The organism is uncultured Jatrophihabitans sp. (assembly GCF_964252635.1).
GTDB lineage: Bacteria > Actinomycetota > Actinomycetes > Mycobacteriales > Jatrophihabitantaceae > Jatrophihabitans.
The window spans coordinates 89065-113413 of sequence record NZ_CAXUNP010000002.1; the positions used below are offsets into that span (position 1 = coordinate 89065).

A 24349-nucleotide genomic window follows, 5' to 3' on the forward strand; every position below is an offset into this window, starting at 1 on the left:
CGGGGTTCAGGGGCCCAGCAGGGCGCGGGCGCGCTCGATGTCGTTGCGGAACACCAGCAGGTCCAGACGCCCGTCCCGCCGCTTGGACAGCGACGAGCGGATCTGGGCCTCGCCCAGGGTGGCGCGGCGGGCCAGCGCCTCGGAGCGGCTCAGGCCGGTGAGGACGACCGCGAGCAGGCCCAGATCGCCGGACTCCGTGGCGTCCGGCGGCCGGACGATGGGTCGTTTCCGGGACGGGCGGAACACCCAGCGCATGATCAGGGCGAGCAGCGCGATCACCACGATGGCGGTGATGACTGCCGACGGATCGTTGCCCACAGGGCCATCATGCCCGCGGTGCGGGACCGGACGTCAGGCGTCTTTCGAGGCCGCGCCCGTGACCGGCGGCAGCGCCGACCACGGGAAATCGATCCAACGGTCGGTCTCGCGCCACACGTACTCGCAGGAGACGGTGGACCGGGGCTTCTCGTAGACCACGGCGCAACGCACCTCGGCCACGTGCTCGCGGCAGAACTCCTTGACCAGGGCGAGGGTGGCGCCGGTGTCGGCCACGTCGTCGGCGACCAGCACCCTGGCGCCCGAGAGGTCCACCGGCGCCGGAACGGGCGGCAGCATGACCGGCAGGTCCAGGCGCTCGTCCACGCCGGTGTAGAACTCCACATTCACCAGGTGCAGGTTCTTGACGTCCAGGGCGTAGCCGAGGGCCCCGGCCACGAACAGCCCGCCGCGCGCGATCGACAGGATCAGGTCCGGCTCGTAACCGTCGGCGTGGACCAGCTCGGCCAGTTCACGCGATGCCGTGCCGAACAGCTCCCATGTGAGCACCTCGCGCGACGGCTCGTCCGTCGAGGGCGACGTGGGGGAGGCGTACCGGGTCACATCGGCAAGCCTGGCAGAAGGGCGATCCTGGCCACAGAGGGTTTCCGAAACCGGGGTTGTTCGGCGCGTCCGGAATACACTGCGCCGAAGCTCACGGAGGTGCTCGACAATGCCGTTCCCCTCGGACGACAAGCGCGACAAGCCCTGGTTGATGCGTACGTATGCCGGCCACTCGTCGGCGCGGGAGTCGAACAAGCTGTACCGGCGCAACCTCTCGAAGGGCCAGACGGGCCTCTCGGTCGCCTTCGACCTGCCGACCCAGACCGGCTACGACCCCGACGCCGAGCTGGCGCGCGGCGAGGTCGGCAAGGTGGGCGTGCCCATCTCGCACATCGGCGACGTGCGGACGCTGTTCGACGGCATCCCGATGGAGGACATGAACACCTCCATGACGATCAACGCGCCTGCGATGTACATGCTGGCGCTGTACCTGACCGTGGCGGAGGAGCACGATGCCGACTTCGCGAAGCTGAGCGGGACCACGCAGAACGACATCATCAAGGAGTACCTGTCGCGGGGCACCTACGTGTTCCCGCCGGCCCCGTCGCTGCGCCTGATCACCGACATGATCGCGTACACGGTCGCGAACGTCCCCAAGTGGAACCCGATCAACGTCTGCAGCTACCACCTGCAGGAGGCCGGCGCGACGCCCGTGCAGGAGGTCGCGTTCGCACTGTGCACGGCCATCGCCGTGCTCGACTCCGTGCGCGACTCGGGGCAGGTGCCCGCGGACAAGTTCGGCGAGGTGGTGGCCCGCATCTCCTTCTTCGTGAACGCCGGCGTGCGCTTCATCGAGGAGATGTGCAAGCTGCGGGCGTTCGGCGAGCTCTGGGACGAGATCACCCGTGAGCGCTACGGCGTCGAGAACGCGAAGCACCGCCGCTTCCGGTACGGGGTGCAGGTCAACTCGCTGGGGCTCACCGAGGCCCAGCCCGAGAACAACGTCTACCGCATCCTGCTCGAGATGCTGGCCGTGACGATGAGCAAGGACGCCCGCGCCCGCGCCGTCCAGCTCCCTGCGTGGAACGAGGCGCTGGGCCTGCCGCGTGCCTGGGACCAGCAGTGGTCGCTGCGCATGCAGCAGGTGCTGGCGTTCGAGTCCGACCTGCTCGAGTACGACGACCTGTTCGAGGGGTCGAAGGTCATCGAGGCCAAGGTCGCCGACATCAAGGCCGGCGCCCGCAAGGAGATCGACCACGTCCTGGAGCTAGGCGGAGCGGTCGTGGCGGTCGAGTCCGGCTACCTCAAGTCGGCTCTGGTGTCCTCGCTCGCCCTGCGACGCCGTCGCATGGAGTCCGGCGAGGACACCGTCGTCGGCGTCAACAGCTACACCGAGACCGAGCCCAACCCGCTGCAGGGTTCCGAGGACGGCGGCATCCTGTCCGTCGACCCGGCGGTCGAGGAGTCGGCCAAGGCCGCGCTGGCCGGGTGGAAGTCGGGACGCAACCCTGCTGATGTCGACGACGCGCTGCGCGCGTTGCGCGACGCGGCCAAGACCGACGAGAACCTGATGGCCGCCTCGATGGCCTGCGCCCGGGTCGGGGTCACGGTGGGTGAGTGGTCGGGCGTCCTGCGCGACACGTTCGGTGAGTACCGACCGCCGACGGGGGTCGCCGGCGCCAGCGGCGGTGGGCACGAGGGCGAGCTGTCCGAGGTCCAGGGACGGGTGCGGGCGCTGGGGGAGACGTTGGGCCGACCGCTCAAGTTCCTGGTCGGCAAGCCGGGCCTGGACGGGCACTCCAACGGCGCGGAGCAGATCGCCGTCCGCGCGCGTGACGCGGGCTTCGAGGTCGTCTACTCGGGCATCCGCCTCACGCCGTCGCAGATCATCGCCGCCGCCGTCGAGGAGGACGTCGACGTGGTGGGTCTGTCGGTGCTGTCCGGCTCGCACCTGTCCGTCGTGCCGGAGGTCGTCGCCGGGCTGCGCGCCGAGGGCCTCGACGACGTGCCCGTCATCGTCGGCGGCATCATTCCCGACCGCGACGCGGACCGCCTTCGAGCGGACGGTGTGGCACGGGTCTTCACGCCCAAGAACTTCGAGATCACCGAGATGCTCGGCCAGATCGTCGACGCCATCGAGGAAACGCGCAGCTGACCGTGCCACCGCGACCGACCGTCCGTCTGGTCGCTGTCGACGAGGACGTTCTGCTCCGGTTGCTGGCGACGGCCGTCGGCGACGCAGATCCCGCGGAGGTCATGGCCCCCGTGGCCGGCGCGCCCGGGTGGACGCCGGCCCGGCGCGAGGCCTTTCTCGGCTATCACCGGGCGCGGGGGGCGTCGATGCCGCGACTGCCGATCGGCGAGGTGACCTACGCCGTCGAGGTCGGCGCCGACGTCGTCGGGGCCCTTCGTCTGATTGCGGCACCGCCAAACCCGCTCGAGCTCGAGGTCGGCCTGTGGCTGGGCCGCTCGTACCGCGGGCACGGCGTGGGTTCCGGGGCTCTGGCCGCAGCGGTCACGCGAGCGGCCGAGCTGGGTGCGCGATCGGTGGTCGCACGGACGACCGCGCCGAACACCGCGGCCTTGGCGGCGCTGCGGCGTCACGGGTTCCGGCTCGCCGGCCAGGACACCGAGCAGGTCACCGCCCGGTTGATGCTCGGGGGGACGGCGGGCCCACCGCTGCGAGGGTGGACGACCCGCGGTACGCGCCCCTGAACCTCCGACGGACGTCAGCCGTCGAGCGCGAGTGGCTGGCGCCAGGCGTAGTGCACGCAGGCCATCCCGTTGTGCGTGATCGTCCCCGAAGGCGTGAAGCCGGCCTTGTCGAGAACACGTTGGCTCGCGACGTTGTCGACGGCGGCGATCGCGGCCAACGGCACCTCCGGCGCGGTGTCCTGGTGCCACTGCACGAGCGCGCGAGCGACCTCGGTGGCCAAGCCTTGACCCCAGCGCTGCCTGGACAGGGTGTAACCGAGTTCGCGCCCGTCTCCGCTCACGCCGAAGCCAGCACGACCGACGAGCTGCCCGCTCCCGGCGTCGGCGACGCGCCATTTCGTCCACCCGCGGGCTTGTTGTTCACGCCGGTAGGTGGCCAGCAGGTCCTGGGTCTCGGACCGCGTCTCCGGTCGGCCCTTGCGAACCCAGCGCATCGTCAAGGGGTCCGAGTGCAGGTCGTGCAGGGCGTCGACGTCCTCCGGCAGCCAGGTCGTCACGACGAGCCGCGTGGTCGTCAGGATCGATCGTCGCTGCGCCGCGTGGCTCTGTTGCTGGCCGTTCCGTTGTACCGAGTCGTTCTGGTGCACCGCTTCATTCTGCCGATTGTTGTCGGACCCCAGGTCGATAATCGAACGCGTGGACGTGGTGGTCGGTTCGGAGGTGGTGGTGTTGCCGCGGGTACGGCCTGCTGTGCTGTCTGCGGCGCAACGGATCGACACCTTGGACGGTTTGGCGCGGGTGCGGGCGTGGGCCGATGCGCAGGAGCAGCACCTGTTGGCGGCCATGGCTGGCCCGGGGGATCCGCCGCGGACCCTGGATGATCCGGTGGCGGTGGACAAGCAGTTCGTCCGCGAGGAGATCGCGTGCGTGCTGAAGCTGGCACCGTCCACGGCGAACGCGCGGCTGCATCTGGCCGGTGAGCTGGTGCGCCGGTTGCCGGAGACGTTGGACCAGCTCGAACGCGGCACGATCGGCATGGCCTACGCGCGCTGTCTGGCCGAGTCGGTCGGGCCGCTGCCCGACGAGGCGGCCTTGCTGGTGCAGGCGCGGGTGCTGGGCGCGTCGGGTCGGCAGACGCTCTCGGCGTTCCGCGCCTCAGTGGCCCGGGCAGTGCTCGCGCTCGACCCGCGCCGAGCCGAGGCCCAGCACCGGAATGCGTGTGAACGGCGGCGCGTCGAGGTGCGGATGCTCGAGCACGGCATGGGCTCGCTCTACGCCGAACTGCCCGCTGAGGCGGTGCAGGCCATCGCGACCCGCGTACAGGCTGCTGCCGACACCCTCACCGCTGCTGACAGACGTGCCGCTGCTGACAGATGTGCCGCTGCTGACAGCCTGGCTGCCGCCGAAAGACCTGAACCCGTCGAGACGGTCCAGCAGCGTACGGCCGACCAGGTGCGGGCTGATGCCCTGGTCGCGCTGGTGACCGGTCAGGACCTCGATCTCCGCGCAACCTGGCAGGGCCGGCGCCCCAGCGTGCAGGTCAGCGTGGCGCTGTCCACGCTGCTGGCCCTCGATGAGGAACCCGGCGAGCTCGACGGCTACGGCCCGATCCCCGCGCAGCTGGCCCGCCGCATCGCTGCCGACCCGACCGGCACCTGGCGTCGGCTGGTCACCGACCCGCTCGGCGGGGTCATCGACGTCGGCCGCGACGCCTACGAACCACCCCAGAACCTCACCGAACACGTCATCGCCCGCGACCGGACCTGCCGCTTCCCCGGCTGCCGGCGCAGGGCCCGCCGCTGCGAGATCGACCACCAGACCCCGTGGGGCCAGGACGGCCGCACCAACGAGTGCAACCTCGAATGCCTCTGCTCCCGGCACCACCACCTCAAACACGAAGCAGGCTGGACGGTCCTCGGCAACCCCAACGACCCGCTGCTGTGGATCACCCCCACCGGCCACACCTACCTCGATCCACCGGGCCGAAACCCCATCGACACCACCACCGTGCCCAGCGTGACGGAAGCCTGCCCTTTCTGACGTGCGTCGGCGCGCCTCATGCGCACTGGTGTTGGCACACCCTTCGGGTGGCGTTCACCTGCGAACGCCGTCGCGTCATCCCGACCGCCTAGCTTCGGCGACTCCGAGACGAGGAGGCCTGGTGCACGACACCGCCATGGCGCACATGCAGTTGTGCGTCGAGCAGTACCTGAAGCGCGGACGCCACTACGACGTGCTCGACGTCGGCTCGCAGGCCGCCGGCAACATGCGCACCCACCGCGAGCTGCTGACCGGTCTCGACGTGGACTACACCGGTACCGACGTGTCCGCCGGACCCAATGTCGACGTCGTCATGCGCAAGCCCTACCGATTGCCGTTCCGGTCCAAGAGCTTTGACGTCGTGTTCACGAACTCGGCGTTCGAGCACATCCCGTTCCCCTGGGTGTCGTTCCTGGAGATCGTGCGGGTGCTGCGTCCGCACGGGCTGCTGTTCCTCGTGGCGCCGTCCCGCGGTCACATCCACTGGGAGTTCGACTGCTGGCGTTACTACCCGGACGCGATGCGGGCGCTCGCGGCGTTCGCACGCGTCCAGCTGCTCGAGGCACACACCGACATGCCGCCCAAGCTCGACCAGGACGCGGCACGGGTCGACTACAGCCGCGTGCGCTTCCCCGAGAACTACTGGGGCGACACGGTCGGGGTGTTCCGGCGCCCCTTGCGGTACTCGCGCGGCGTCGTCATCCCGCGCGAGATCGGCGTCTGGTGGGGCAACCGGGTCGGTGGCATCGAGGCGCACCCCCGCAAGTACGGCACGCCGGCGCGGTACCGCCTCGTACCGCCACCCTCGCGCGCCGAGGTGCTGTCCGACAGCTAGCCTGCCAGCGTGCGTCTGGTCATCGCGAGGTGCAGCGTCGACTACGTCGGCCGGTTGACGGCGCACTTGCCCCTGGCCACCCGGCTGTTGCTGGTCAAGGCCGACGGCTCGGTGCTCGTGCACTCCGACGGCGGGTCCTACAAGCCGCTCAACTGGATGAGCCCGCCGTGCACGCTGGTCGAGGTCCCGGCCGCGGACGACGCCGACGGACACGGCACGTGGACGGTCACCAACAAGGCGGGTGAGCAGCTCATCGTCACGGTGGTCGAGGTCCTGCACGACTCCTCCCACGAGCTGGGCGTGGACCCGGGGCTGGTCAAGGACGGCGTCGAGGCGCATCTGCAGAAACTGCTGGCCGAGCACATCCACACCCTCGGCGACGGGTACCGGCTGGTCAGGCGCGAGTTCCCGACGCCCATCGGGCCCGTCGACATCCTGGCCCGTGACCCGCACGGCGTTGCGGTGGCGGTCGAGATCAAACGCCGGGGCGAGATCGACGGGGTCGAGCAGCTGACGCGGTACCTGGACCTGCTGAACCGCGACCCGTTGCTCGCTCCCGTGCGTGGGGTGTTCGCGGCGCAGGAGATCAAGCCGCAGGCGCGGACGCTCGCCGAGGACCGCGGCATCCGCTGCCTGGTGCTCGACTACAGCGAGCTGCGAGGCATCGACGACCCCTCGCAACGCCTGTTCTGAGCCTGAGCGCGTGCCGTGCGGCGCGGGTCTGCCAGAGTGCAGGCATGCCACTCGTCGACCTCACCGACGGCCCCGCCGACGGCGTCCGCGTCCTGACCCTGAACGACCCCGAGCGTCGCAACGCGATGTCGCCGGAGCTGCAGCAGGCCCTGGGTGCGGCGGCGGACACCGTCGCGGCCGACCCCGCGGCGCGGGTGCTCGTCGTCACCGGCAACGGCACGGCCTTCAGCGCCGGCGCCGACCTGCCGGCCGTGTTCCACGACCTCGACCGCGAGGTGTCCGACATCCGCGCCGGCCTGCAGTCCATCTACGACAGCTTCCTGCGCATCAAGCGGCTGCGCATCCCGACCCTGGCCGCGGTGAACGGGGCGGCGGTCGGTGCCGGCGTCAACCTGGCCATGGCCTGCGACGTGCGGATCGCCGGGTCACGGGCGCGCTTCGGGGTCACCTTCACCACGCTCGGACTGCACCCGGGCGGCGGCTGCACCTATTTCCTGACCCAGGCCCTGGGTCGACAGCGGGCGTTCCAACTGATCATGGACGGCGCGGTCCTGGACGCCGACGAGGCGCTGCGCCTCGGCCTGGTCCTCGACGTGGTCGACGACCCGCTGGCGGCGGCACTCGAGACCGCGCAGCGCTGGGCCGGCGTGGACCCGCGCCTCGCCCGCGACATCAAGACCTCAGTCGGTATCGCCGAGCGCGGGCTGTTCGACGAGACTCTCGAGTTCGAGGGCTGGGCCCAGGCGGCCGCCGCGGCGCACAGCCCGCAGCTGCGGGAGGCCGTCGCCCGCTTCGCGAAGTAGCTCCTACGTGATCTGACCCTCCCTGCCCGTCCGCAGGGCGACACGGGAGAATACGGGTGGCTAGGGTCCGGTAACCGCTCGGCACCAGGAGCGGGCACCAGCGCTCGGCACGACCGCGCATCATCGCGCGACACAGGAGGACCTCGTCATGGCTCGTGAGTTCCAGCAGGTCGGCGTCATCGGTCTCGGCACGATGGGCGCGGGGATCGTCGAGGTCTTCGCCCGCAGCGGGCTGTCCGTCGTTGCGATCGAGAAGAGCGCCGACGCGTTGGCGCACGGTCGCAGCACGCTGGAGAACTCGGTCGCACGCGCGGTCGATCGCGGGAAGATGTCGGCCGAGGAGCAGCAGGAGCTGCTCGCGCGCGTCCGCTTCGGCACCGAGCTCGCCGAGCTGGCCGAGGTCGACCTCGTCATCGAGGCCGTCCCGGAGCAGCTGGAGCTCAAGCGCGCGCTGTTCGCCGAACTCGACGGGATCTGCAAGCCCGACACCGTCCTGGCCAGCAACACCTCCTCGCTGTCGATCACCGAGATCGCCGTGTCGACGGGGCGTCCCGGCAAGGTCGTCGGCCTGCACTTCTTCAACCCGGCGCCGGTCATGAAGCTCGTCGAGGTCATCCGCACCGTCGTCACCGAGCAGGAGGTCATCGACGACGTCGAGGCCTTCGCGCAGCGTCTCGGCAAGACCGACGTGACGGTCGGTGACCGGGCCGGTTTCATCGCCAACGCGCTGCTCTTCGGCTACCTGAACCACGCCGTCGCGTTGTTCGAGTCGCGCTACGCCAGCCGCGAGGACATCGACGCCGCCATGAAGCTCGGCTGCGGGCTGCCGATGGGCCCGCTGGCGCTGCTCGACCTCATCGGGATCGACACCGCCTACGAGATCCTCGACACGATGTACAAGCAGTCGCGCGACCGTCTGCACGCGCCGCAGCCCATCTTCAAGCAGATGATGACGGCGGGGCTGCTGGGTCGGAAGAGCGGTCGCGGTTTCTACACCTTCGACGCACCCGGCTCGCCGAACCTCGTCGCCGACGAGCTGACCCCGCCGGCCCACCCGGACCTCCAGGGCGTCCGCCCGGTCAGCAGGGTCGGTGTCGTCGGCTCGGGCACGATGGCGACCGGCATCATCGAGGTGTTCGCGAAGGCCGGTTACGACGTCACGTTCGTCACCCGCGGCTCGGACAAGAGCGACAAGGTCTCGGCGGCGATCACCAAGTCGCTGGAGAAGGCGGTCGGGCGCGGCAAGCTCAGCGAGGCCGACCGCGACGCCACCCTGGCGCGCCTGACGCCGTCCACGACGCTCGACGACCTCGCCGGCGTGCAGCTGGTGGTCGAGGCCGTCGTCGAGGACCTCGCGGTGAAGCAGACCCTGTTCGCCAACCTCGACGACATCTGTGCGCCGGGCACCGTGCTGGCCACCACCACGTCGTCCCTGCCGGTCATCGAGTGCGCGGCGGCGACGTCACGGCCGTCCGAGGTCATCGGCATGCACTTCTTCAACCCGGCCGCCGTCATGCGGCTCGTCGAGGTCGTCCGCACGGTCTCGACCGCGGCCGACGTCGAGGCCACCGTCCTGGACGTCACCGCCAAGATCGGCAAGCACGCCGTCCGCTGCGTCGACCGGGCCGGGTTCATCGTCAACGCGCTGCTGTTCCCCTACCTCAACGACGCCATCAAGATGCTCGAGGCGCACTACGCCACCGCCGACGACATCGACTCGGCGATGAAGGTGGGTTGCGGTTACCCGATGGGGCCGTTCGAACTGCTCGACGTCGTGGGCAACGACGTCTCGCTGGCCATCGAGCGCGAGCTCTACCAGGAGTTCCGCGACCCCGGCTTCGCACCGGCCCCGCTGCTCGAGCAGCTGGTCACCGCAGGCCGCCTCGGCCGCAAGACCGGTATGGGCTTTCGCGACTACCGCTGACGGCGCGCGACCACGGCGAACAGCGGGTCGCCGCGATAACCGTGCTCGGGGGTGCGACGCGAGACCTCGGCCGGGTCGAATCCTCCGGCCCGTCGCAGGTGCTCGGCGACCAGCGCGCAACGGCCCTCGTCGTCGGTCGCCAGCCAGGCGTGCACCGCCTTGGTCGGGAAGCAGCGGTTCGAGAACGTGAGGACCACCGGCGCGCCGGGCCGTAGTACCCGCGCGGCCTCGGCCAGCACCTCGACGGGCCGCGTCAGGTAGTCGATCGAGACGCAGCACAGCACCGCGTCGAAGGACGCGTCGCCGAACGGCAGCCGGGGGTCGACGTTCAGATCGTGGACGACGTGCTCGGTGGCCATCGGGTTGGCCTCGAGTTCAGCGGCGTTCATGCCCAGCACGACGAGCTCACGCGGGGCACGGCGCAGGTGCGACACCCACGACGACATCAGGTCGAGAACACGGGAATCGGGAGCGTCGACGCCCAGCTCGGTGTAGAGCGCCGCGACGGCGTCGATGGCGCCGTCGTCGATGTGGGTGACGAAGCGGGGCTGGCGGTAGAACTGCGTATCGGCGGCCGGGTCGTCGCGTGCGAAGAACCAGGGCGGGTATTCGTCGGTCACCTCCCCGAGGCTAGGCCGAGGGGGGTTGGCGCCCGGAGTTCAGGCGGGCGGCGTCCAGGGCTGGACGAAGTCGTTGCCGGGGCGCCCCTCGACGGCCATGACCAGCGACGCGGCGTCGGCCCCGTCGAGCTGCTCACGCAGGATGTCCGCGTGGCCGGCGTGCCGGGCCAGCTCCTCGACCAGGTGGACGAACTCGAAGCGGGCGACCGAGGCGACCGGCTCGTCGACGCCGTCCCAGGGAGCGGGCGGGGCGACGACCTCGTCGCCCGGACCGATCGATGCCACCCGGGCCAGGAACTGCGCGCGGAGGTCGTCGAAGGTCTTCAGGGCCGCGGCCAGCGTCTCGCCCTCGGCGAGCGTGAAGCTACCCGTGAACTCGGCGAACCCGGCTTCGTCGATGGGGACGTCCTCTCCCGAGCTGCGGCGCAGGTACTGCCGCATCACGTAGGAGGCGTGCTTGATCAACCCGCCGACCGACAGGGAACTGCGGCACGGGGTGTCGCGCGCCTGCGGCTCCGAGAGCCCGAACGCCGCGGCGCGCAGGGACGTGAGTTGACCGTCGAGGAACCCGACGAGGTTGTCGCCCTCGCTGTGCCGGCCCGGACCGAACATGGTGACCTCCCAGGGGTGTAGCTGCATGCTCCTACGCTGGACGGGTGCCACGCCAGAACCGCCGCCGCGAAGCCGCACCCCTGGCGACCCCGCGGGGCGGGGGAGAGCGTCGCGAGGACTACCAGGGCCTGACGTACGCCGTGCGGGCCGTGAGCGGGCAGGCCGCTGCGAAGCCGTACCGCTGCCCGGGATGCGACCAGGAGATCCGCGCCGGCGTTCCGCACCTGGTGTGCTGGCCGGCCGACGACGTGTCCGCCGAGGACCGCCGTCACTGGCACAGCGCGTGCTGGGCGGCCCGCGGCCGCCGGGCGCCCGGCGTGCAGCGCTCGCGTTCAGCACCTCGGTACTGACCGCGCCGGCGCAGGCTACTTCGCGGTCGGCGGCTCGTCGGGCGTGACCGTGCGGTTCTCGGCCAGCGCGCTCTGCAACCGCTGCGTCAGCAGCGTGATCTCGTCGTGGGCGGTGTCGCGGACCTCGTGCAGGCGACGGACCTCGCGGGTGGCGTCGGCGACGACCTGCTCGGCCTGTGTATGGGCCTCGGCGACGATCGTCGCGGCCTTTGCGTCGACGGCCTGCTTCTGCTCGGTCTGCTGACGCTGCGCCTCGGTGCGGCGCATCCGCAGCGTGATCTCGAAGTCCTCGTCGGCCTGCGTACGCGCCGCGAGGGACGCGGCCTCGAGCCGGGTCCGCTCGTCCAGCGACTCCTCGTCGAGCCGGGCCCGTTCCGCGACCGACTCGGCGTCCAGGCGGCTGCGCTCGGCCTCGGCCTGCGCCGTCAGGGCGGCTTCCTGGTTACGGGTCCGCTGCTCGCTCGCCGCCAGCTCGGTCTCGACTGCGGAGCGGCGCTGCTCGGCCTCGGCGATCCGGGTGCGGAAGGTCTGCTCGGCGTCGGTGAGGCGCTCGCCGGCCGCTGCGGTGATCCGCTCGGCCTCGGCCTGGGCCTCGGCCCGGATGCGGGCCGCCGCGTCGTCGGCCCCACTGCGGATCTGCTCGGCCTCCGCCTTGGCGTCGGCCCTCGTCTTCGCAGCGTCCGACGTCGCCGCATCGAGCTTCTGCTTGATCTTGTCGTCGACGTTGGCCTCGTTGACCTCCTCGCTGGCCAGGCGCAGCTGCCGCCGCAGGGACTCGACCTGGGCCTGGACGCTGGCCAGCTGCGCCGCGAGGTCGGCGCTGCTGGCGGCCGCCGAGTCGCGCTCGGCGGCCATCATCCGGATGTCGTCGTCCAGCCGGGTGATCTCGCGGTCGACCTGGGTGCGGTCGTAGCCGCGCATCGCGGTGTCGAAGCCCCGGCTCGAGTCGTAGAGAGGGAGAAGGTCTTGGCTCTGCTCGCTCATACGCGCACTCCTGACGTCGCTCGGCTCCGGGACGGGTCGGTTACCCCGCTCCATCGTCGCACCTCGCCGTGGGAGCGGGCCAGGTGCCGCAGAGCTCGTGCGTGGTGGGCCGGTCAGCGGTCCCGGAAGCGGTTAATCCCCTCGAGGTGCTGGGCCCGCAGGTCGTGGTCGCGCACGCCCAGACCCTCCTCCGGGGCCAGGCACAGCACGCCCACCTTGCCCTGGTGCAGGTTCTTGTGGACGTCGAGGGCGGCCTGGCCCGTCTCGGCGAGGGGGTACACCTTGGACAGCGTCGGGTGCACGGCACCCTTGGCGATCAGGCGGTTCGCCTCCCACGACTCGCGGTAGTTCGCGAAGTGCGAGCCGATGATGCGCTTCAGCGTCATCCACAGGTAGCGGTTGTCGTACTCGTGCATGTACCCCGAGGTCGACGCGCAGGTGGTGATGACGCCGCCGCGGCGGGTGACGTAGACCGAGGCGCCGAAGGTCTCGCGGCCCGGGTGCTCGAACACGATGTCGATGTCGTCGCCACCGGTGAGCTCGCGGATCTTGGACCCGAACCGCTTCCACTCCGACGGCTGCTGCTCGCCGTCCTTCCAGAACTCGTAGCCCTCGGCGCTGCGGTCGATGACCAGCTCCGCGCCCATCGCGCGGCAGATCTCGGCCTTCTCCGGCGAGGACACCACGCAGACCGGGATCGCCCCGCCGTTGAGGGCGTACTGCGTCGCGTAGCCGCCCAGCCCGCCGGAGGCGCCCCAGATCAGGACGGTGTCGCCCTGCTTCATGTTCGCGCCGTGGTGGCTGACGAGCTGGCGGTAGGCGGTGGAGTTGACCAGCCCGGGTGCGGCGGCCTCCTCCCAGGTCAGGTGGGCGGCCTTGGGCATGAGCTGGTTGGACTTGACCAGGGCGAGCTCGGCCAGCCCGCCGTAGTTGGTCTCGAAGCCCCAGATGCGCTGCTGCGGGTCCATCATCGAGTCGTCGTGGCCCTGCGGGTCCTCGAGCTCGACGGACAGGCAGTGGGCGACGACCTCGTCGCCGGCCTTCCATCGGGTGACGCCCGGCCCGGTGCGCAACACGACGCCGGCGAGGTCGGACCCCACGACATGGAAGGGCTGGTCGTGCTTGCCGGCCAGCTCCGAGGACCGGCCGTAGCGCCTGAGGAAGCTGAACGTCGAGACCGGCTCGAAGATCGACGTCCACACGGTGTTGTAGTTGATCGCGCTGGCCATCACGGCCACGATCGCCTCGCCCGGCCCGAGCTCGGGGGTGGCAACCTCCTGCAGGTGCAGGCTCTTGCGCGGGTCCTTGTCGCGGGTCTCGAGGCCGGCGAACATCTCCTGCTCGTCGGCGCGGACGACCATGCCCCGGTAGCTGTCGGGGACGGGCAGGCCGGCGAGGGCGCCCAGGTCGTCGGCGAGGATGGCGCTCTGCACATCGCTGACGCTGTCGGAGTGAATGTCGTCCACAGTCAGGCCTTTCGGTGTTCGGAAGGTCAGATGTTACTGAACAGTAACATTGTCAGTGGTCGGCGGGTTCGACGAGCTCCATGAGCACGCCGCCGGTGTCCTTGGGGTGGACGAAGTTGACCCGGCTCCCGGCGGTGCCGCGCCGCGGCTCGTCGTAGAGCAGGCGCATCCCGCGCGCCCGCAGCGTCTCGCTGACGGCGGCGACGTCCTCGACGGTGTAGGCGACCTGCTGCACGCCCGGGCCGTTGCGGTCGAGGAACGTCGCGATCGTCGACTGCTCGGACAGCGGGGCCAGCAGCTGGATCTGCGTGGCGCCGTCGCCGACGGCCAGCATCGCCTCGCGGACGCCCTGCTCCTCGTTGACCTCCTCGTGCACGGACACGATGCCGAAGGTCTCGGCGTAGAAGGCGATCGCCTTGTCCAGGTCCGGTACGGCGATGCCGACGTGGTCGATCTTGGTGAACAGGCCGGCGGACGTGCTGCCGGTGGGCGCGCTGTCGGTGGGCATCGGGACATCGTGCCAACCTGAACCGCTTACAGAGACCGTCCGGTGGGACGGTTCACACATCGACCCCGTCACGAGCCGGCGCCTGGATATGGTGGTCGGGTCGTCCATCCACCGAGGAGACCAGGAGTCAGTCATGGCCGGATCCGTCATCGTCAGCGGGGCCCGTACCCCGATGGGCCGCCTGCTCGGCTCCCTCAAGGACTTCTCGGGTGCCGATCTGGGCGGTGTGGCCATCAAGGCGGCGCTGGAGCGTTCCGGAGTGGCCCCGGACCAGGTGCAGTACGTCATCATGGGCCAGGTCCTGCAGGCCGGGGCCGGGCAGATCCCGGCCCGTCAGGCAGCGGTCAAGGCGGGCATCCCGATGACCGTGCCCGCGCTCACGATCAACAAGGTCTGCCTGTCCGGCCTCGACGCGATCGCGCTCGCCGACCAGCTCATCCGGGCCGGCGAGTTCGACATCATCGTGGCCGGCGGCCAGGAGTCGATGACCAACGCCCCGCACCTGCTGCCCAAATCGCGCGGCGGTTACAAGTACGGCGCGATCGAGCTGCTCGACTCGATGGCCTACGACGGCCTGACCGACGCCTTCGACCACATCCCGATGGGCGAGTCCACCGAGCACCACAACGGCAAGCTCGACCTCACCCGTGAGGCGCAGGACGAGTTCTCGGCGCGTTCGCACCAGCGCGCGGCACTCGCCGCCAAGAACGGCGTCTTCGACGACGAGATCGCCACCGTGCTCATCCCGCAGCGCAAGGGCGACCCCATCGAGTTCCGCGACGACGAGGGCATCCGCGCCGACACGAGCGTCGAGTCGCTGGCCAAGCTGCGCCCGGCGTTCACGAAGGACGGCACGATCACCGCGGGCTCGGCGTCGCAGATCAGCGACGGTGCGGCGGCCGTCGTCGTCATGAGCAAGGCCAAGGCCGAGGAGCTCGGGCTGAGCTGGCTGGCCGAGATCGGTGCCCACGGCAACGTGGCCGGCCCCGACAACTCGCTCCAGTCGCAGCCGGCCAACGCCATCAAGCACGCCTTGAGCAAGACCGACCTGTCGGTGTCCGACCTGGACCTCATCGAGATCAACGAGGCGTTCGCGGCCGTCGGCCTGCAGTCGATGAAGGACCTCGGCGTCAGCGAGGACATCGTCAACGTCAACGGCGGCGCCATCGCGCTGGGCCACCCGATCGGTATGTCCGGCGCGCGGCTCGCGCTGACCCTCGCGCTCGAGCTCAAGCGGCGGGGTGGCGGTACGGGTGCGGCCGCGCTGTGCGGCGGTGGCGGGCAGGGCGACGCCCTGCTGCTGCACGTTCCCGCGTCCTGACCGGCACGCGTTCCCGCCGTGGCCGTCTCGCGCCGTGACGTCGATGTCGACGACCTCGTCGCACGGGCGCGCGACGGTTCGGCGCGGGCCGTCGCCCGGCTGATCTCCCTGGTCGAGAACGACTCACCGGTGCTGCGCGCGGTCGCGGCCGCGCTGGCACCGGACGGCGGGCACGCCCAGGTGGTCGGGCTGACCGGTTCGCCCGGCGTCGGCAAGTCGACGTCCACCTCGGCGCTGGTGACGCACCTGCGTGCTGCGGGCAGGCGGGTCGGTGTCCTGGCCGTCGACCCGTCGTCGCCGTTCTCCGGCGGGGCCCTGCTCGGCGACCGGGTGCGCATGCAGGACCACGCCACCGACGAGGGCGTGTTCATCCGCTCGATGGCCTCGCGCGGGCAGCTCGGCGGGCTGTCGGCCGCGGTACCTCAGGCGCTGCGCGTGCTCGACGCCGCGCGCTGCGACATCGTGCTGATCGAGACGGTCGGCGTCGGCCAGGCCGAGGTCGAGATCGCCTCCCTCGCCGACACGACGCTGCTGGTCGTCGCGCCCGGTTTCGGCGACGGCATCCAGGCCGCCAAGGCCGGCATCATCGAGATCGCCGACGTGTTCGTCGTCAACAAGGCCGACCGCGACGGTGCCGACCAGGTCGTGCGCGACCTGCGCTACATGCAGTCGCTCGGTGGTCGGCACTCGTCCGAGGGGGCGTGGCGCCCGCCGATCGTCAAGACGGTGGCGGCCCGTGCGGAGGGCGTCGACGACGTCATCGCCGCGGTCGAGAAGCACCGTAGCTGGCTGGACAAGCACGGCGAGCTGACCCGCCGCCGGCAGGTGCGTGCCGCCGCCGAGATCGAGGCCATCGCGCTCGGTACGGTGCGTCGCCGCTTCGCCGACGTCCACGGCTCGGTGGCCCTGGACAAGGCTGCCGCGCGCGTGGTAGACGGCCTGACCGATCCCTACACGGCAGCCGACGAGCTGGTCGCCGAGCTCTGATCCACGGAGCAGCGCGAGTCAGGGCAGGCCGGCGATGAACTCGCGGGTCAACCGGCCGGTCTCGTCGCGGTACTCGAACTGCGGCACGTGGCCGCAGTTCTCGAGCACCACGCCGGTGCTGTCCGGCAGGGCCTCGGACACGAAGCGGGCGAACCCGGGTGGCACCAGCGTGTCCCGGTCGCCCCAGATGAACAGGGCGGGCGGCGTCAGCGCGGGCAGGCGATCCCAGAAGCCCTGCTCGCCGAAGGGCTGGTCCAGGTAGATGTGCCGCAGCGCCGAGAACGTCGCCAGCCGGTTGGCCCGGATGGTGATGACCCGGACGAACTCGTCGATGGCCGCCTCGAGCCACGCCGGCGGGATGCGGGACGGGTCGGCGAACAGCCCGCGCAGGCCGCGCATCGCCATCCGGCGCGGGATCCGCACCGGCAGCGCCGCGATCTCGTCAGGGACGATGCGGACGAAGGGCACTAGCTGGCGCAGCTTGCGGAACGCAACCGCGGGGCACAGCAGCACCAGGCCGCGGACCTCGGCGGGGGAGTTCAGCGCTGCCTCGAGGCACGTACGGCCGCCGAGGCTGTTGCCGACCAGCACCACCGGGCCGTCGCACGTCTGGCGGATGAAGTCCGTGAGCCAGTCACCGAGGTACCGCGCCGCGTGGGCGGCGCCGGTGGCCTCGGTACCGCCGTGCCCCGGCAGGTCCGGCGCCAGCACGCGGTGGGTGCCCGACAGGGCCGGGATCAACGGCAGCATCGAGGCGTTGGTGGCGCTGAGGCCGTGGACCAGTACGACCGTCGGGGCGTCGACGGGCCCGGCCTCGAGGTAGAAGGTCTCGATGCCGCCCGCGACCACCGAGCGGGTGAGGGTGCGCGAGTCGTCGGTGGCGTCGCCCGGGAACAGCCCGTCCAGCTGCAGGGCGAGCGCCAGGTTGCCCCGCACGGTGAGCGCGCCGTCGAGGAAGGCCTGGACGCCGCTGCGCTGCCCCGACAGGACCTCGACGAGCACCGACAGGGGCGCGCGGACCGTGGTCGTGGGTCGCGACGGGCCGCCGCTGCGCGCCGACGCGCGGCCGTTCTCGATCTGGACCGTCCAGTTGGCCAGCCCGCCGGCCGTGAACAGCAGCGTCGCCGACACGTCGGACAGCAACGGCGAGTAGATGCCCTTGAGCCGCTCGACCAGCAGCGGCAGCAGGTCGTTGTCGTCCACGGTCGAATCCTCTCAGCCGGGTGTTTCACGCCGGGACAGCGACCCGGCCGCGCTAGCGTGGACAGCCATGGCGCGGGTACCGATCGGTGGCGACGTCGACCCGGGCTGGGAGCCCGTGCTGCACGAGTTCGCACGCAACTTCGAACGCCGCGGCGACGTCGGCGCGGCGGTCGCGGTGTTCCGCCGGGGCCGGCCGGTGGTGGACCTGTGGGGCGGCCGGCGGGACGTGGCGCAGGGACTGCCTTGGAAGCGCGACACGATCGTCCCGGTGTTCTCGACCTCGAAGGGCATGGCGGGGTTGGTTCTCGCGTCGCTGCGGTCGCGGGGCCACCTCGACTACGACGTCCCGGTGGCGAAGTACTGGCCCGAGTTCGGTGCCCACGGCAAGGACGGCATCACCGTGCGCCAGCTGCTGGCCCACGAGGCGGGGCTGGCCGTGCTGGACCGCACGGTGACACGCAGCGACCTGCTGGACCTGAACGCCCTCGCGGCGACGCTCGCCGACCAGCGGCCGGCGTGGGCGCCCGGGACGAAGCACGGCTACCACGCCATCACCCTCGGGCTGTTCCAGAACGAGCTCGTGCGTCGCACCGATCCCGAGGGCCGCACGCTCGGGCAGGTGCTCGAGCAGGACCTCGTCCGCCCGATGGGGCTGTCGTTCCACATCGGCCTGCCTGAACGCATCGACATGGACCGGGTCGCGGTGCTGGGCCGGCTGGCCACCGCCGACGCCCTGCGCCAGCTGCCCGGTGTCCCGTGGCGTCTGGCCGTGCAGCTGGCCAACCCGCGCAGTGCCGGCTCGCGGTCGCTGCGCAACCCGCAGCTCGGCGCCGCCGAGCGGTTCAGCCGGCGCGAGGTCCTCACCCCCGAGGTCGCGTCCTCGAACGGCACCGGTGACGCGCGCTCGTTGGCCGCGCTCTACAGCGCGGCGGCGACAGCCGCGCCGGACGTGCTCGACGCCGGCACGCTCGCGCAGCTCGCCGAGCCGGTGACGGGTCGCGTGTCGAGCGACGTCCTGCTCAAGGCGCGGCGCGCGTTCTCGCTGGGCTTCAGCAAGCCGGTGCCCGGCTACCGGTTCGGCTCGCCCGGCGGCCGGGCCTTCGGCGCCTGCGGATACGGCGGCTCGTTCGCCTTCGCCGATCCCGACACGGGCGTCGGCTACGCCTACGTCACCAGCCGGCTGGGCGTGCGGCTCGACGACGACCCGCGCGAGGTCGCCCTGCGTCGGGCCGTCTACGACTGTGTGACGGCGGCCGGCTGAGCGCTGGACGCCTCGACCTCGAGCAGCGACGCCTCGTGCAGCGAGGCCTCGTAGGCGCGGTGGCCCCCGCGGATCCCGAACAGCCGCTTGGACAGCAGCAGGTAGATCACGGCGGCCACGTTCACGATCAGGACGACGAGCTTGAGCCAGCTGACCTTCTCGGTGAGTTCGTAGACCTCGAGGGGGACGAACAACGTGGTGCCGACGACCGCGACGTACTCGCCCCAGCGCTTCAGCGACCACAGGCCGATGCCCTCGGCGAGCTGCAACGCCCCGTAGAGCAACAGCCCCGCGGCGATGAGGTGGTAGGTCGACGGCTTCGCGTCCAGGAACTTCTCGACCGAATGGATGGTGCTCGAGTCGTCGACGTTGAAATGGATCTGCCGGAAGAACGGGTCCAGGGACTTGAGGTCGCGCCGGAACAGCTCCTTGAGACTCACCCGTGTGCTCTCGAGCCGCAGCACGGCGACGCCCAGCAGGACCAGCACCACCCCGCGCACCCAACGCTCGATTGCCAGCGCCCGCAGGATGAACGCGCTGCGCAGTGCTTTGCCACGCAGCAGCACCGGCGCGTCGTCGGCCGGCCCGCGGCCGTGCGGGTCGCCCAGTACGTACGTGCCGCAGCGCAGGCATCGCCACGCGTCGCCGAGCGGGGTGGTGGCCTCGAGGCGGGCCCGGTAGTCGTCCTCGTCGGGCGCGTACGTCACGTGCCCCTTGCGGGCGCACGTCCGCAGGTTCCACTCCATCGCGTCATCGTGACAGCCGACGGGGTGCAGGGCCTACCCGGGCGGGGTCGTCATGCCCGCCCGCCGAAGAAGACCTGGATGTCGGTGACCCGGCTGCCGTGGACGGTGATCAGCTCGGCGTTGCGGAAACGCTCGCCGGTGTCGGCCAGCTCGTATTCGTAGAGCACGAACACCTGATCGCCGACGGTCGACGACGCCAGGATGCGCTGCGTCCTGAACCGGGCCGCCGTCGGGAAGCAGCGTTCGAGGTAGGTCGTGCGGTCGATGTGGTCGTCCTGCGAGCTGGTGAAGCGCAGCCCCGGCGACAGCAGGACCTCGGCAGCGGCGCGGTCGCCCGCACGGTAGGCGGCGAACATCCGTCGGACCACCTCGTGCGCGGGCAGGCCGGCCGCCTCGACCATCTCTAGCGGAAGGCGTCGACGCCGGTGAGCTGCGAGCCGAGGACGAGCGTGTGCACCTCGTGCGTGCCCTCGTAGGTGTAGACGGTCTCGAGGTTCACCGCGTGCCGCAGTACCGGGTACTCGGTGGTGATGCCGCTGCCGCCGAGCACCGAGCGGGCCTCGCGGCAGATGCCCAGGGCCGCCGAGACGTTGGCGAACTTGCCGAAGCTGATCTGGTGCGGCTTGATGCGGCCGCCGTCCTTGAGCTCGCCGAGCCGGCGGGCCGTCATCTGCGCCTGCTGCAGCGACACGGCCAGGTCGGCGAACTTCTTCTGGGTGAGCTGGAAGCCGGAGACCGGCTTGCCGAACTGGGTGCGGGACCCGGCGTAGTCGATCGTGGAGGCAAGCGCATCGCGGGCGGCTCCCGTGACGCCCCAGATGATGCCGTACCGGGCCTCGTTCAGGGCCCCGAGCGGCGCGCGCAGGCCGTTGCCCTCGGGCAGCCGGTTGGCGTCGGGGACGCGGACACCGTCCAGGATCAGCTCGCTGGTGACGGACGCGCGCAGCGAGATCTTGTGGTGCACGTCCTGGGTCGTGAAGCCCGGGGTGCCCTTCTCGACGAGGAAGCCGCGCACGCCCTCGTCGGTGCGGGCCCAGACGACGGCGACGTCGGCGAGGGAACCGTTCGTGATCCACATCTTGGTGCCGTCGATGATCCAGTCGTCGCCGTCACGGCGGGCGCGGGTGCGCATCGAGCCGGGGTCGCTGCCGGCGTCGGGTTCGGTCAGCCCGAAGCAGCCGAGCAGCTCGCCTTTCGCCATGCCGGGCAGCCAGCGCTGCTTGTGCTCCTCGCTGCCGTAGGCGTGGATGCAGAACATGGCGAGCGACCCCTGGACGCTGACCAGCGAGCGCAGCCCGGAGTCGACGGCCTCGACCTCCGCGCACACGATCCCGTACTGCGAGGCCTTGGCCCCGGCGCAGCCGTAGCCCTCGAGGTGCATGCCGAGGATGCCGAGCTCGCCGGCCTCCTGGGCGATCTCGCGGGCGGGCAGGGTGCCGCCCTCGAACCACTCGCGGATGTTCGGGCGCAGCCGGTCGTCGGCCCACTTGCGCACGGTGTCGCGCAGCAGGCGATCGTCCTGGTCCAGGTCGTCGTCGAGGTCGAGCAGGTCCAGCCGGTCGAGTGCGTCGCTCATACCCCGCACGCTACCCGGCGGCGTGGCCGCCCAGCGCCGCCACGATCCCGCGCCGGGCCCGGCCGGTGAGGTAGCCGGCCTTCGGGTGGGCGCCGAACTCGACGGTAAGCGCGACGCCGTGGTGCCGTGCGGTGTACCAGCGGGTCATGCTGCCGTGGCAGGTACTCCAGCATCGGAAGGGCTTGGACGGCAGGCCCAGGTTGTGGGCCAGCCGCTTGCGCAGGCGCGGGTCGAGCCGCCCGCCGTCGGTGGTGTCGACGCCGTACAGCGGTTGGTGCAGGGAGATGACGTCGCGCGCGTGCTCCCGCAGCAGGAACGCGTGGACGGCCCGGTTCTCCGGCTCGGACAGCGGCCGCGGACCTGAGGCGTACTGCCCCGTCAGGTGCTTCCACGCCACCGGCCAGTTGCGGTTGAGATCGACGTGGTGGGCGTTCTTGCGGGTGTGGGCGGCGTCGCCGTCGGGGTTCATGGTGGGGATGACCCACAGGTTGACGCCGGTGAGGCGCCCGCCGCGCACGATGGCGTTCGCGACCCGCACGCCGGCGTGCTCGTCGCCGTGCATCTGGCCGATGACGACGTCGACGCGACGCAGCTTCGGGTTCCCCAGGTGGTAGGCGACGATCGGGCGGTGCCGCACGCTGTGCCCGATGACGAGGCGTTGCAGCACCGGGGTGGCCGAGGCCGGCGCCGGAACGAGCAGCGCGAGACCCGCGACGGCAACGAGTGCGACCGACACGGCACGGCGCACGAACACCGCGCGACAGTAGCAGCGCCCACTACCCTCGCGGGATGCCTGAGCCGCTCGAGTTCGACCCCATCGACCGCGCCGGGGACCTCTGGGCGCAGCACTGGCCGGACGAGGACCCCGGGGTCTACGCCTCGATGCGCGCGGTCACCTCGATCATGCGCGCCCACCAGATCCTGATCGCCGAGCTGGACGCGGTGCTGCGCCCGTTCGGGGTCACCTTCTCCCGCTACGAGACGCTCGTGCTGCTGGTGCACTCGGCCCGCGGGTCGCTGCCGCTGTCCAAGATCGGCGAGCGGCTGCAGGTGCACGCCACCTCGGTCACCAACGTCATCGACCGGCTGGAGGGCGCCGGGCTGGTCCGTCGCGAGCCGAACCCGCGCGACGGCCGGGGCACCCTCGCGGTCATCACCGACAGCGGGCGCGACGTCGCCGCGAAGGCCACCGCCGAGCTGAACCGGTCACGCTTCGGGCTGTCGACGCTGTCCGCGGCCGACCTCGACCGGCTGTTCGCCGTCCTGCGGGGACTGCGCGTGGGCGCGGGGGACTTCCGCACCTGAGGGCCGGACGTCAGGCCGGCAGGGGCCGTGACCGGCTCAGGAAGGCGTTGACGATGACGTCGTAGTCGTAGTCGGTCCCGTGCGCCTCGGCGCAGGTGATGATGACGATCCGGCGCGGCGTCTTCTCGTTCATCAGGCTCGCGACGTTGCCCGCCTCGCTCTTGGCCACGCCGTAGACCTGCCGCACCGTGTAGGTGAGCACCCCGGTGCGCGTGGTGAGCTCGATCGTCGAGCCGTTCAGCACGGTCGTCGGGTAGATCGTGATGCCGTCGAGCTTGCTCGAACGGCCGGCGCGGACGCTGCGCATGATCTGCTTGGTGGCCGGTTCCGACGCCGGGTTCATCACCTCGAGCCGGTCCTCGGCCCAGGCGTGCCCGAGGATGTAGGTGGTCGCGGACGTGCTGCCCGGTGCGACCCCGAAGTCCTTCTTCACCCAGCACACGGTGTGGTGCTGCTCGCCGGGCGGGTCCAGGGGCCGGACGTAGGGCATGCCGCACACCCGGGCCCTGATCGTGTACGGCTGCGCCGCCGGGCCGCGCATCAGGAAGCGTGTGGGGGCCGTGGCCCGGACGTCCTGGATGGTCTGCGGGGTGGGCGTCGGCGTCGGCCGGGCCGACGTGGTGGGCGCGACGGTCGGCGTGGGCGCGGCTGCGGTGCGCGCCGGCCGCGCCGCGTGGTGCGACGGCCAGAGCGTCACGGCCAGCACGACGGCGACGACGGCGCACGCGGCACCGGCTCCCGTGACCCACCACCGTCTGCGCACCCGAGCAGGATAGATCCTCAGGGCGGGACCGGCCCGCTGTCCGCGTGAAACATGGCCGCGGCCTGCGCGCGGGTACGGGCGCCGAGCTTGGTCCGGACGTTCTCGAGGTGCTTGTCGACGGTGCGCGGGCTGAGGAACAGCAGGGCGGCGATGCGGGGGGTGCTGTGGCCCGCGGCCACGAGGGCCAGCACCTCGCGCTCGCGGGTGCTCAGGGCGTCCAGGGCGCCCGGCGCCCGCTGGGTCTCGGCCTCCCGGAGGGCGGCGTGGTGGAAGGCGGGACCCACGTGTTTCTGCAACTCGCCGAGCACGGCCATGTCGTGGTCGTCGAAGTCGTGGCTCCACCGGTTGACGCCGATGCCCACCACGCGGCTGCGGGAGGCCAGGACGGCGAAGGCGATCTGGTGGTTCGTCTCGAGTGGCCGGAACACCTCCCGCCAGAGGTCGAGGGCCTGCAGGTCGGGCAGGGTGATGAAGTCCGACATCCGGCGCGGGGCCGGGTTGCCGGTCGCGGCGTAGTCGCACACGAGCGGGTGCTCGTGCTGCAGGGCGTCGAACGCGAATTCGAGCTCCGGCCGGGGGGTCAGCTCCGGTTCGAAGAAGGTGCGGGTCCCGCCGGACGCCGGTGCCTCGACGTCGATGTCGTTGTAGCTCACGACGTCGCACGCGACGAGTTCGTGCAGCCGGCTGATGAGCAGGTGGCCGACGTCCTGCGGGTTGGGGGCCTCGTGCAGCGAGCCGAGCACGTCCAGGATGCCGACGGCATCCTCACCGCGTAGCTGCGACATCCTGTGAACCTCCAAGGAGGCCGTGAGCGTAACCGCACCGGCGCGGGTCGGCCAGTGGCAGATACTCGGACGTCCTAGTAAATTGTCGGACGT

The 24349-nt window shown here is 71.2% G+C and carries 27 protein-coding genes; 12 read left to right on the forward strand and 15 right to left on the reverse strand.

Features of this window, described 5'->3' with window-relative positions; translation table 11 throughout:
* Window positions 1-6 precede the first annotated feature (6 nt).
* Window positions 7-318 (reverse strand): hypothetical protein, encoded by a 312-nt coding sequence (locus ACFFCA_RS01410; RefSeq protein WP_375481130.1) that lies wholly within the window; start codon window positions 316-318, stop codon window positions 7-9.
* 33 nt (window positions 319-351) lie between these two features.
* Complete coding sequence (locus ACFFCA_RS01415) at window positions 352-879, reverse strand: phosphoribosyltransferase (protein ID WP_375481131.1); 528 nt, start codon at window positions 877-879, stop codon at window positions 352-354.
* Between the two features lie 109 nt (window positions 880-988).
* Between ACFFCA_RS01415 and ACFFCA_RS01420 the strand changes: the two genes are divergently transcribed.
* Both ACFFCA_RS01420 and ACFFCA_RS01425 read left to right on the forward strand, forming a co-directional pair.
* Window positions 989-2974 carry a protein meaA gene (locus tag ACFFCA_RS01420; protein WP_375481132.1) on the forward strand — a complete coding sequence of 662 codons (1986 nt, stop codon included), beginning with the start codon at window positions 989-991 and terminating at the stop codon, window positions 2972-2974.
* 2 nt (window positions 2975-2976) lie between these two features.
* Window positions 2977-3534 (forward strand): GNAT family N-acetyltransferase, encoded by a 558-nt coding sequence (locus tag ACFFCA_RS01425; protein ID WP_375481133.1) that lies wholly within the window; start codon window positions 2977-2979, stop codon window positions 3532-3534.
* A gap of 14 nt (window positions 3535-3548) precedes the next feature.
* On the opposite strand, the gene ACFFCA_RS01430 is transcribed toward ACFFCA_RS01425, so the two are convergent.
* Window positions 3549-4121 (reverse strand): GNAT family N-acetyltransferase, encoded by a 573-nt coding sequence (locus tag ACFFCA_RS01430; RefSeq protein WP_375481134.1) that lies wholly within the window; start codon window positions 4119-4121, stop codon window positions 3549-3551.
* Window positions 4122-4170: 49 nt separating this feature from the next.
* Between ACFFCA_RS01430 and ACFFCA_RS01435 the strand changes: the two genes are divergently transcribed.
* The 5 genes from ACFFCA_RS01435 to ACFFCA_RS01455 all read left to right on the forward strand — a co-directional run bounded on the left by ACFFCA_RS01435 (window position 4171) and on the right by ACFFCA_RS01455 (window position 9769).
* Window positions 4171-5514 (forward strand): DUF222 domain-containing protein, encoded by a 1344-nt coding sequence (locus ACFFCA_RS01435; protein WP_375481135.1) that lies wholly within the window; start codon window positions 4171-4173, stop codon window positions 5512-5514.
* Between the two features lie 121 nt (window positions 5515-5635).
* Complete coding sequence (locus ACFFCA_RS01440) at window positions 5636-6349, forward strand: methyltransferase domain-containing protein (RefSeq protein WP_375481136.1); 714 nt, start codon at window positions 5636-5638, stop codon at window positions 6347-6349.
* A 9-nt stretch (window positions 6350-6358) separates the two neighbouring features.
* The gene (gene nucS, locus ACFFCA_RS01445) at window positions 6359-7042 is read left to right on the forward strand and encodes an endonuclease NucS (RefSeq protein WP_375481137.1); all 684 of its coding nucleotides are present in this window, start codon (window positions 6359-6361) and stop codon (window positions 7040-7042) included.
* 44 nt (window positions 7043-7086) lie between these two features.
* On the forward strand, window positions 7087-7845 hold the full coding sequence (locus ACFFCA_RS01450; RefSeq protein ID WP_375481138.1) for an enoyl-CoA hydratase: 759 nt from the start codon (window positions 7087-7089) through the stop codon (window positions 7843-7845).
* 148 nt (window positions 7846-7993) lie between these two features.
* Window positions 7994-9769 (forward strand): 3-hydroxyacyl-CoA dehydrogenase family protein, encoded by a 1776-nt coding sequence (locus tag ACFFCA_RS01455; protein ID WP_375481139.1) that lies wholly within the window; start codon window positions 7994-7996, stop codon window positions 9767-9769.
* Here ACFFCA_RS01455 and ACFFCA_RS01460 read toward each other — a convergent pair.
* Together ACFFCA_RS01460 and ACFFCA_RS01465 are read right to left on the reverse strand one after the other, a co-directional pair.
* Window positions 9760-10389, reverse strand: a complete 630-nt coding sequence (locus ACFFCA_RS01460) for a class I SAM-dependent methyltransferase (RefSeq protein WP_375481140.1) — start codon at window positions 10387-10389, stop codon at window positions 9760-9762. The genes ACFFCA_RS01455 and ACFFCA_RS01460 overlap by 10 nt on opposite strands.
* Before the next feature lie 39 nt (window positions 10390-10428).
* Window positions 10429-11028 carry a DinB family protein gene (locus ACFFCA_RS01465; RefSeq protein WP_375481141.1) on the reverse strand — a complete coding sequence of 200 codons (600 nt, stop codon included), beginning with the start codon at window positions 11026-11028 and terminating at the stop codon, window positions 10429-10431.
* 17 nt (window positions 11029-11045) lie between these two features.
* Between ACFFCA_RS01465 and ACFFCA_RS01470 the strand changes: the two genes are divergently transcribed.
* A complete protein-coding gene (locus ACFFCA_RS01470) occupies window positions 11046-11351 on the forward strand; it encodes an ATP/GTP-binding protein (RefSeq protein WP_375481142.1) in 306 nt (101 codons plus the stop codon).
* Between the two features lie 15 nt (window positions 11352-11366).
* Here the strand turns inward: ACFFCA_RS01470 and ACFFCA_RS01475 are convergent, their stop codons facing one another.
* From ACFFCA_RS01475 to mce, 3 genes are all read right to left on the reverse strand, one after another.
* On the reverse strand, window positions 11367-12335 hold the full coding sequence (locus tag ACFFCA_RS01475) for a hypothetical protein (protein ID WP_375481143.1): 969 nt from the start codon (window positions 12333-12335) through the stop codon (window positions 11367-11369).
* A gap of 113 nt (window positions 12336-12448) precedes the next feature.
* A complete protein-coding gene (gene ccrA / locus ACFFCA_RS01480; protein WP_375481210.1) occupies window positions 12449-13768 on the reverse strand; it encodes a crotonyl-CoA carboxylase/reductase in 1320 nt (439 codons plus the stop codon).
* 85 nt (window positions 13769-13853) lie between these two features.
* Window positions 13854-14309 carry a methylmalonyl-CoA epimerase gene (gene mce, locus ACFFCA_RS01485; protein ID WP_375481144.1) on the reverse strand — a complete coding sequence of 152 codons (456 nt, stop codon included), beginning with the start codon at window positions 14307-14309 and terminating at the stop codon, window positions 13854-13856.
* A gap of 133 nt (window positions 14310-14442) precedes the next feature.
* On the opposite strand from mce, the gene ACFFCA_RS01490 reads away from it, so the two are divergent.
* Together ACFFCA_RS01490 and meaB are read left to right on the forward strand one after the other, a co-directional pair.
* Window positions 14443-15630 carry an acetyl-CoA C-acetyltransferase gene (locus ACFFCA_RS01490; protein WP_375481145.1) on the forward strand — a complete coding sequence of 396 codons (1188 nt, stop codon included), beginning with the start codon at window positions 14443-14445 and terminating at the stop codon, window positions 15628-15630.
* Between the two features lie 18 nt (window positions 15631-15648).
* Entirely contained in the window at window positions 15649-16617 is a 969-nt protein-coding gene (gene meaB / locus ACFFCA_RS01495; protein ID WP_375481146.1) for a methylmalonyl Co-A mutase-associated GTPase MeaB, read from the forward strand.
* An 18-nt stretch (window positions 16618-16635) separates the two neighbouring features.
* Here meaB and ACFFCA_RS01500 read toward each other — a convergent pair whose 3' ends face one another.
* Window positions 16636-17820, reverse strand: a complete 1185-nt coding sequence (locus tag ACFFCA_RS01500; RefSeq protein WP_375481147.1) for an alpha/beta fold hydrolase — start codon at window positions 17818-17820, stop codon at window positions 16636-16638.
* Between the two features lie 67 nt (window positions 17821-17887).
* Between ACFFCA_RS01500 and ACFFCA_RS01505 the strand changes: the two genes are divergently transcribed.
* Complete coding sequence (locus ACFFCA_RS01505) at window positions 17888-19081, forward strand: serine hydrolase domain-containing protein (protein WP_375481148.1); 1194 nt, start codon at window positions 17888-17890, stop codon at window positions 19079-19081.
* Here the strand turns inward: ACFFCA_RS01505 and ACFFCA_RS01510 are convergent.
* Genes ACFFCA_RS01510 through ACFFCA_RS01525 form a run of 4 tightly spaced genes read right to left on the reverse strand, consistent with a single transcriptional unit; the run spans window position 19054 to window position 22157 of the window.
* Window positions 19054-19827 (reverse strand): DUF2127 domain-containing protein, encoded by a 774-nt coding sequence (locus tag ACFFCA_RS01510; RefSeq protein WP_375481149.1) that lies wholly within the window; start codon window positions 19825-19827, stop codon window positions 19054-19056. The two genes, ACFFCA_RS01505 and ACFFCA_RS01510, sit on opposite strands and share 28 nt — an antisense overlap.
* A gap of 50 nt (window positions 19828-19877) precedes the next feature.
* Complete coding sequence (locus ACFFCA_RS01515) at window positions 19878-20228, reverse strand: nuclear transport factor 2 family protein (protein ID WP_375481150.1); 351 nt, start codon at window positions 20226-20228, stop codon at window positions 19878-19880.
* A 2-nt stretch (window positions 20229-20230) separates the two neighbouring features.
* Window positions 20231-21403, reverse strand: a complete 1173-nt coding sequence (locus ACFFCA_RS01520) for an acyl-CoA dehydrogenase family protein (protein WP_375481151.1) — start codon at window positions 21401-21403, stop codon at window positions 20231-20233.
* Window positions 21404-21413: 10 nt separating this feature from the next.
* Window positions 21414-22157 carry a M14 family zinc carboxypeptidase gene (locus ACFFCA_RS01525; RefSeq protein ID WP_375481152.1) on the reverse strand — a complete coding sequence of 248 codons (744 nt, stop codon included), beginning with the start codon at window positions 22155-22157 and terminating at the stop codon, window positions 21414-21416.
* A gap of 35 nt (window positions 22158-22192) precedes the next feature.
* On the opposite strand from ACFFCA_RS01525, the gene ACFFCA_RS01530 reads away from it, so the two are divergent.
* Window positions 22193-22708, forward strand: coding sequence for a MarR family winged helix-turn-helix transcriptional regulator (locus ACFFCA_RS01530; protein ID WP_375481153.1), 516 nt, complete (start codon window positions 22193-22195; stop codon window positions 22706-22708).
* A 10-nt stretch (window positions 22709-22718) separates the two neighbouring features.
* On the opposite strand, the gene ACFFCA_RS01535 is transcribed toward ACFFCA_RS01530, so the two are convergent.
* Window positions 22719-23471 (reverse strand): hypothetical protein, encoded by a 753-nt coding sequence (locus tag ACFFCA_RS01535; protein WP_375481154.1) that lies wholly within the window; start codon window positions 23469-23471, stop codon window positions 22719-22721.
* Window positions 23472-23488: 17 nt separating this feature from the next.
* Entirely contained in the window at window positions 23489-24256 is a 768-nt protein-coding gene (locus ACFFCA_RS01540; RefSeq protein ID WP_375481155.1) for a LuxR C-terminal-related transcriptional regulator, read from the reverse strand.
* Window positions 24257-24349: the final 93 nt, after the last annotated feature.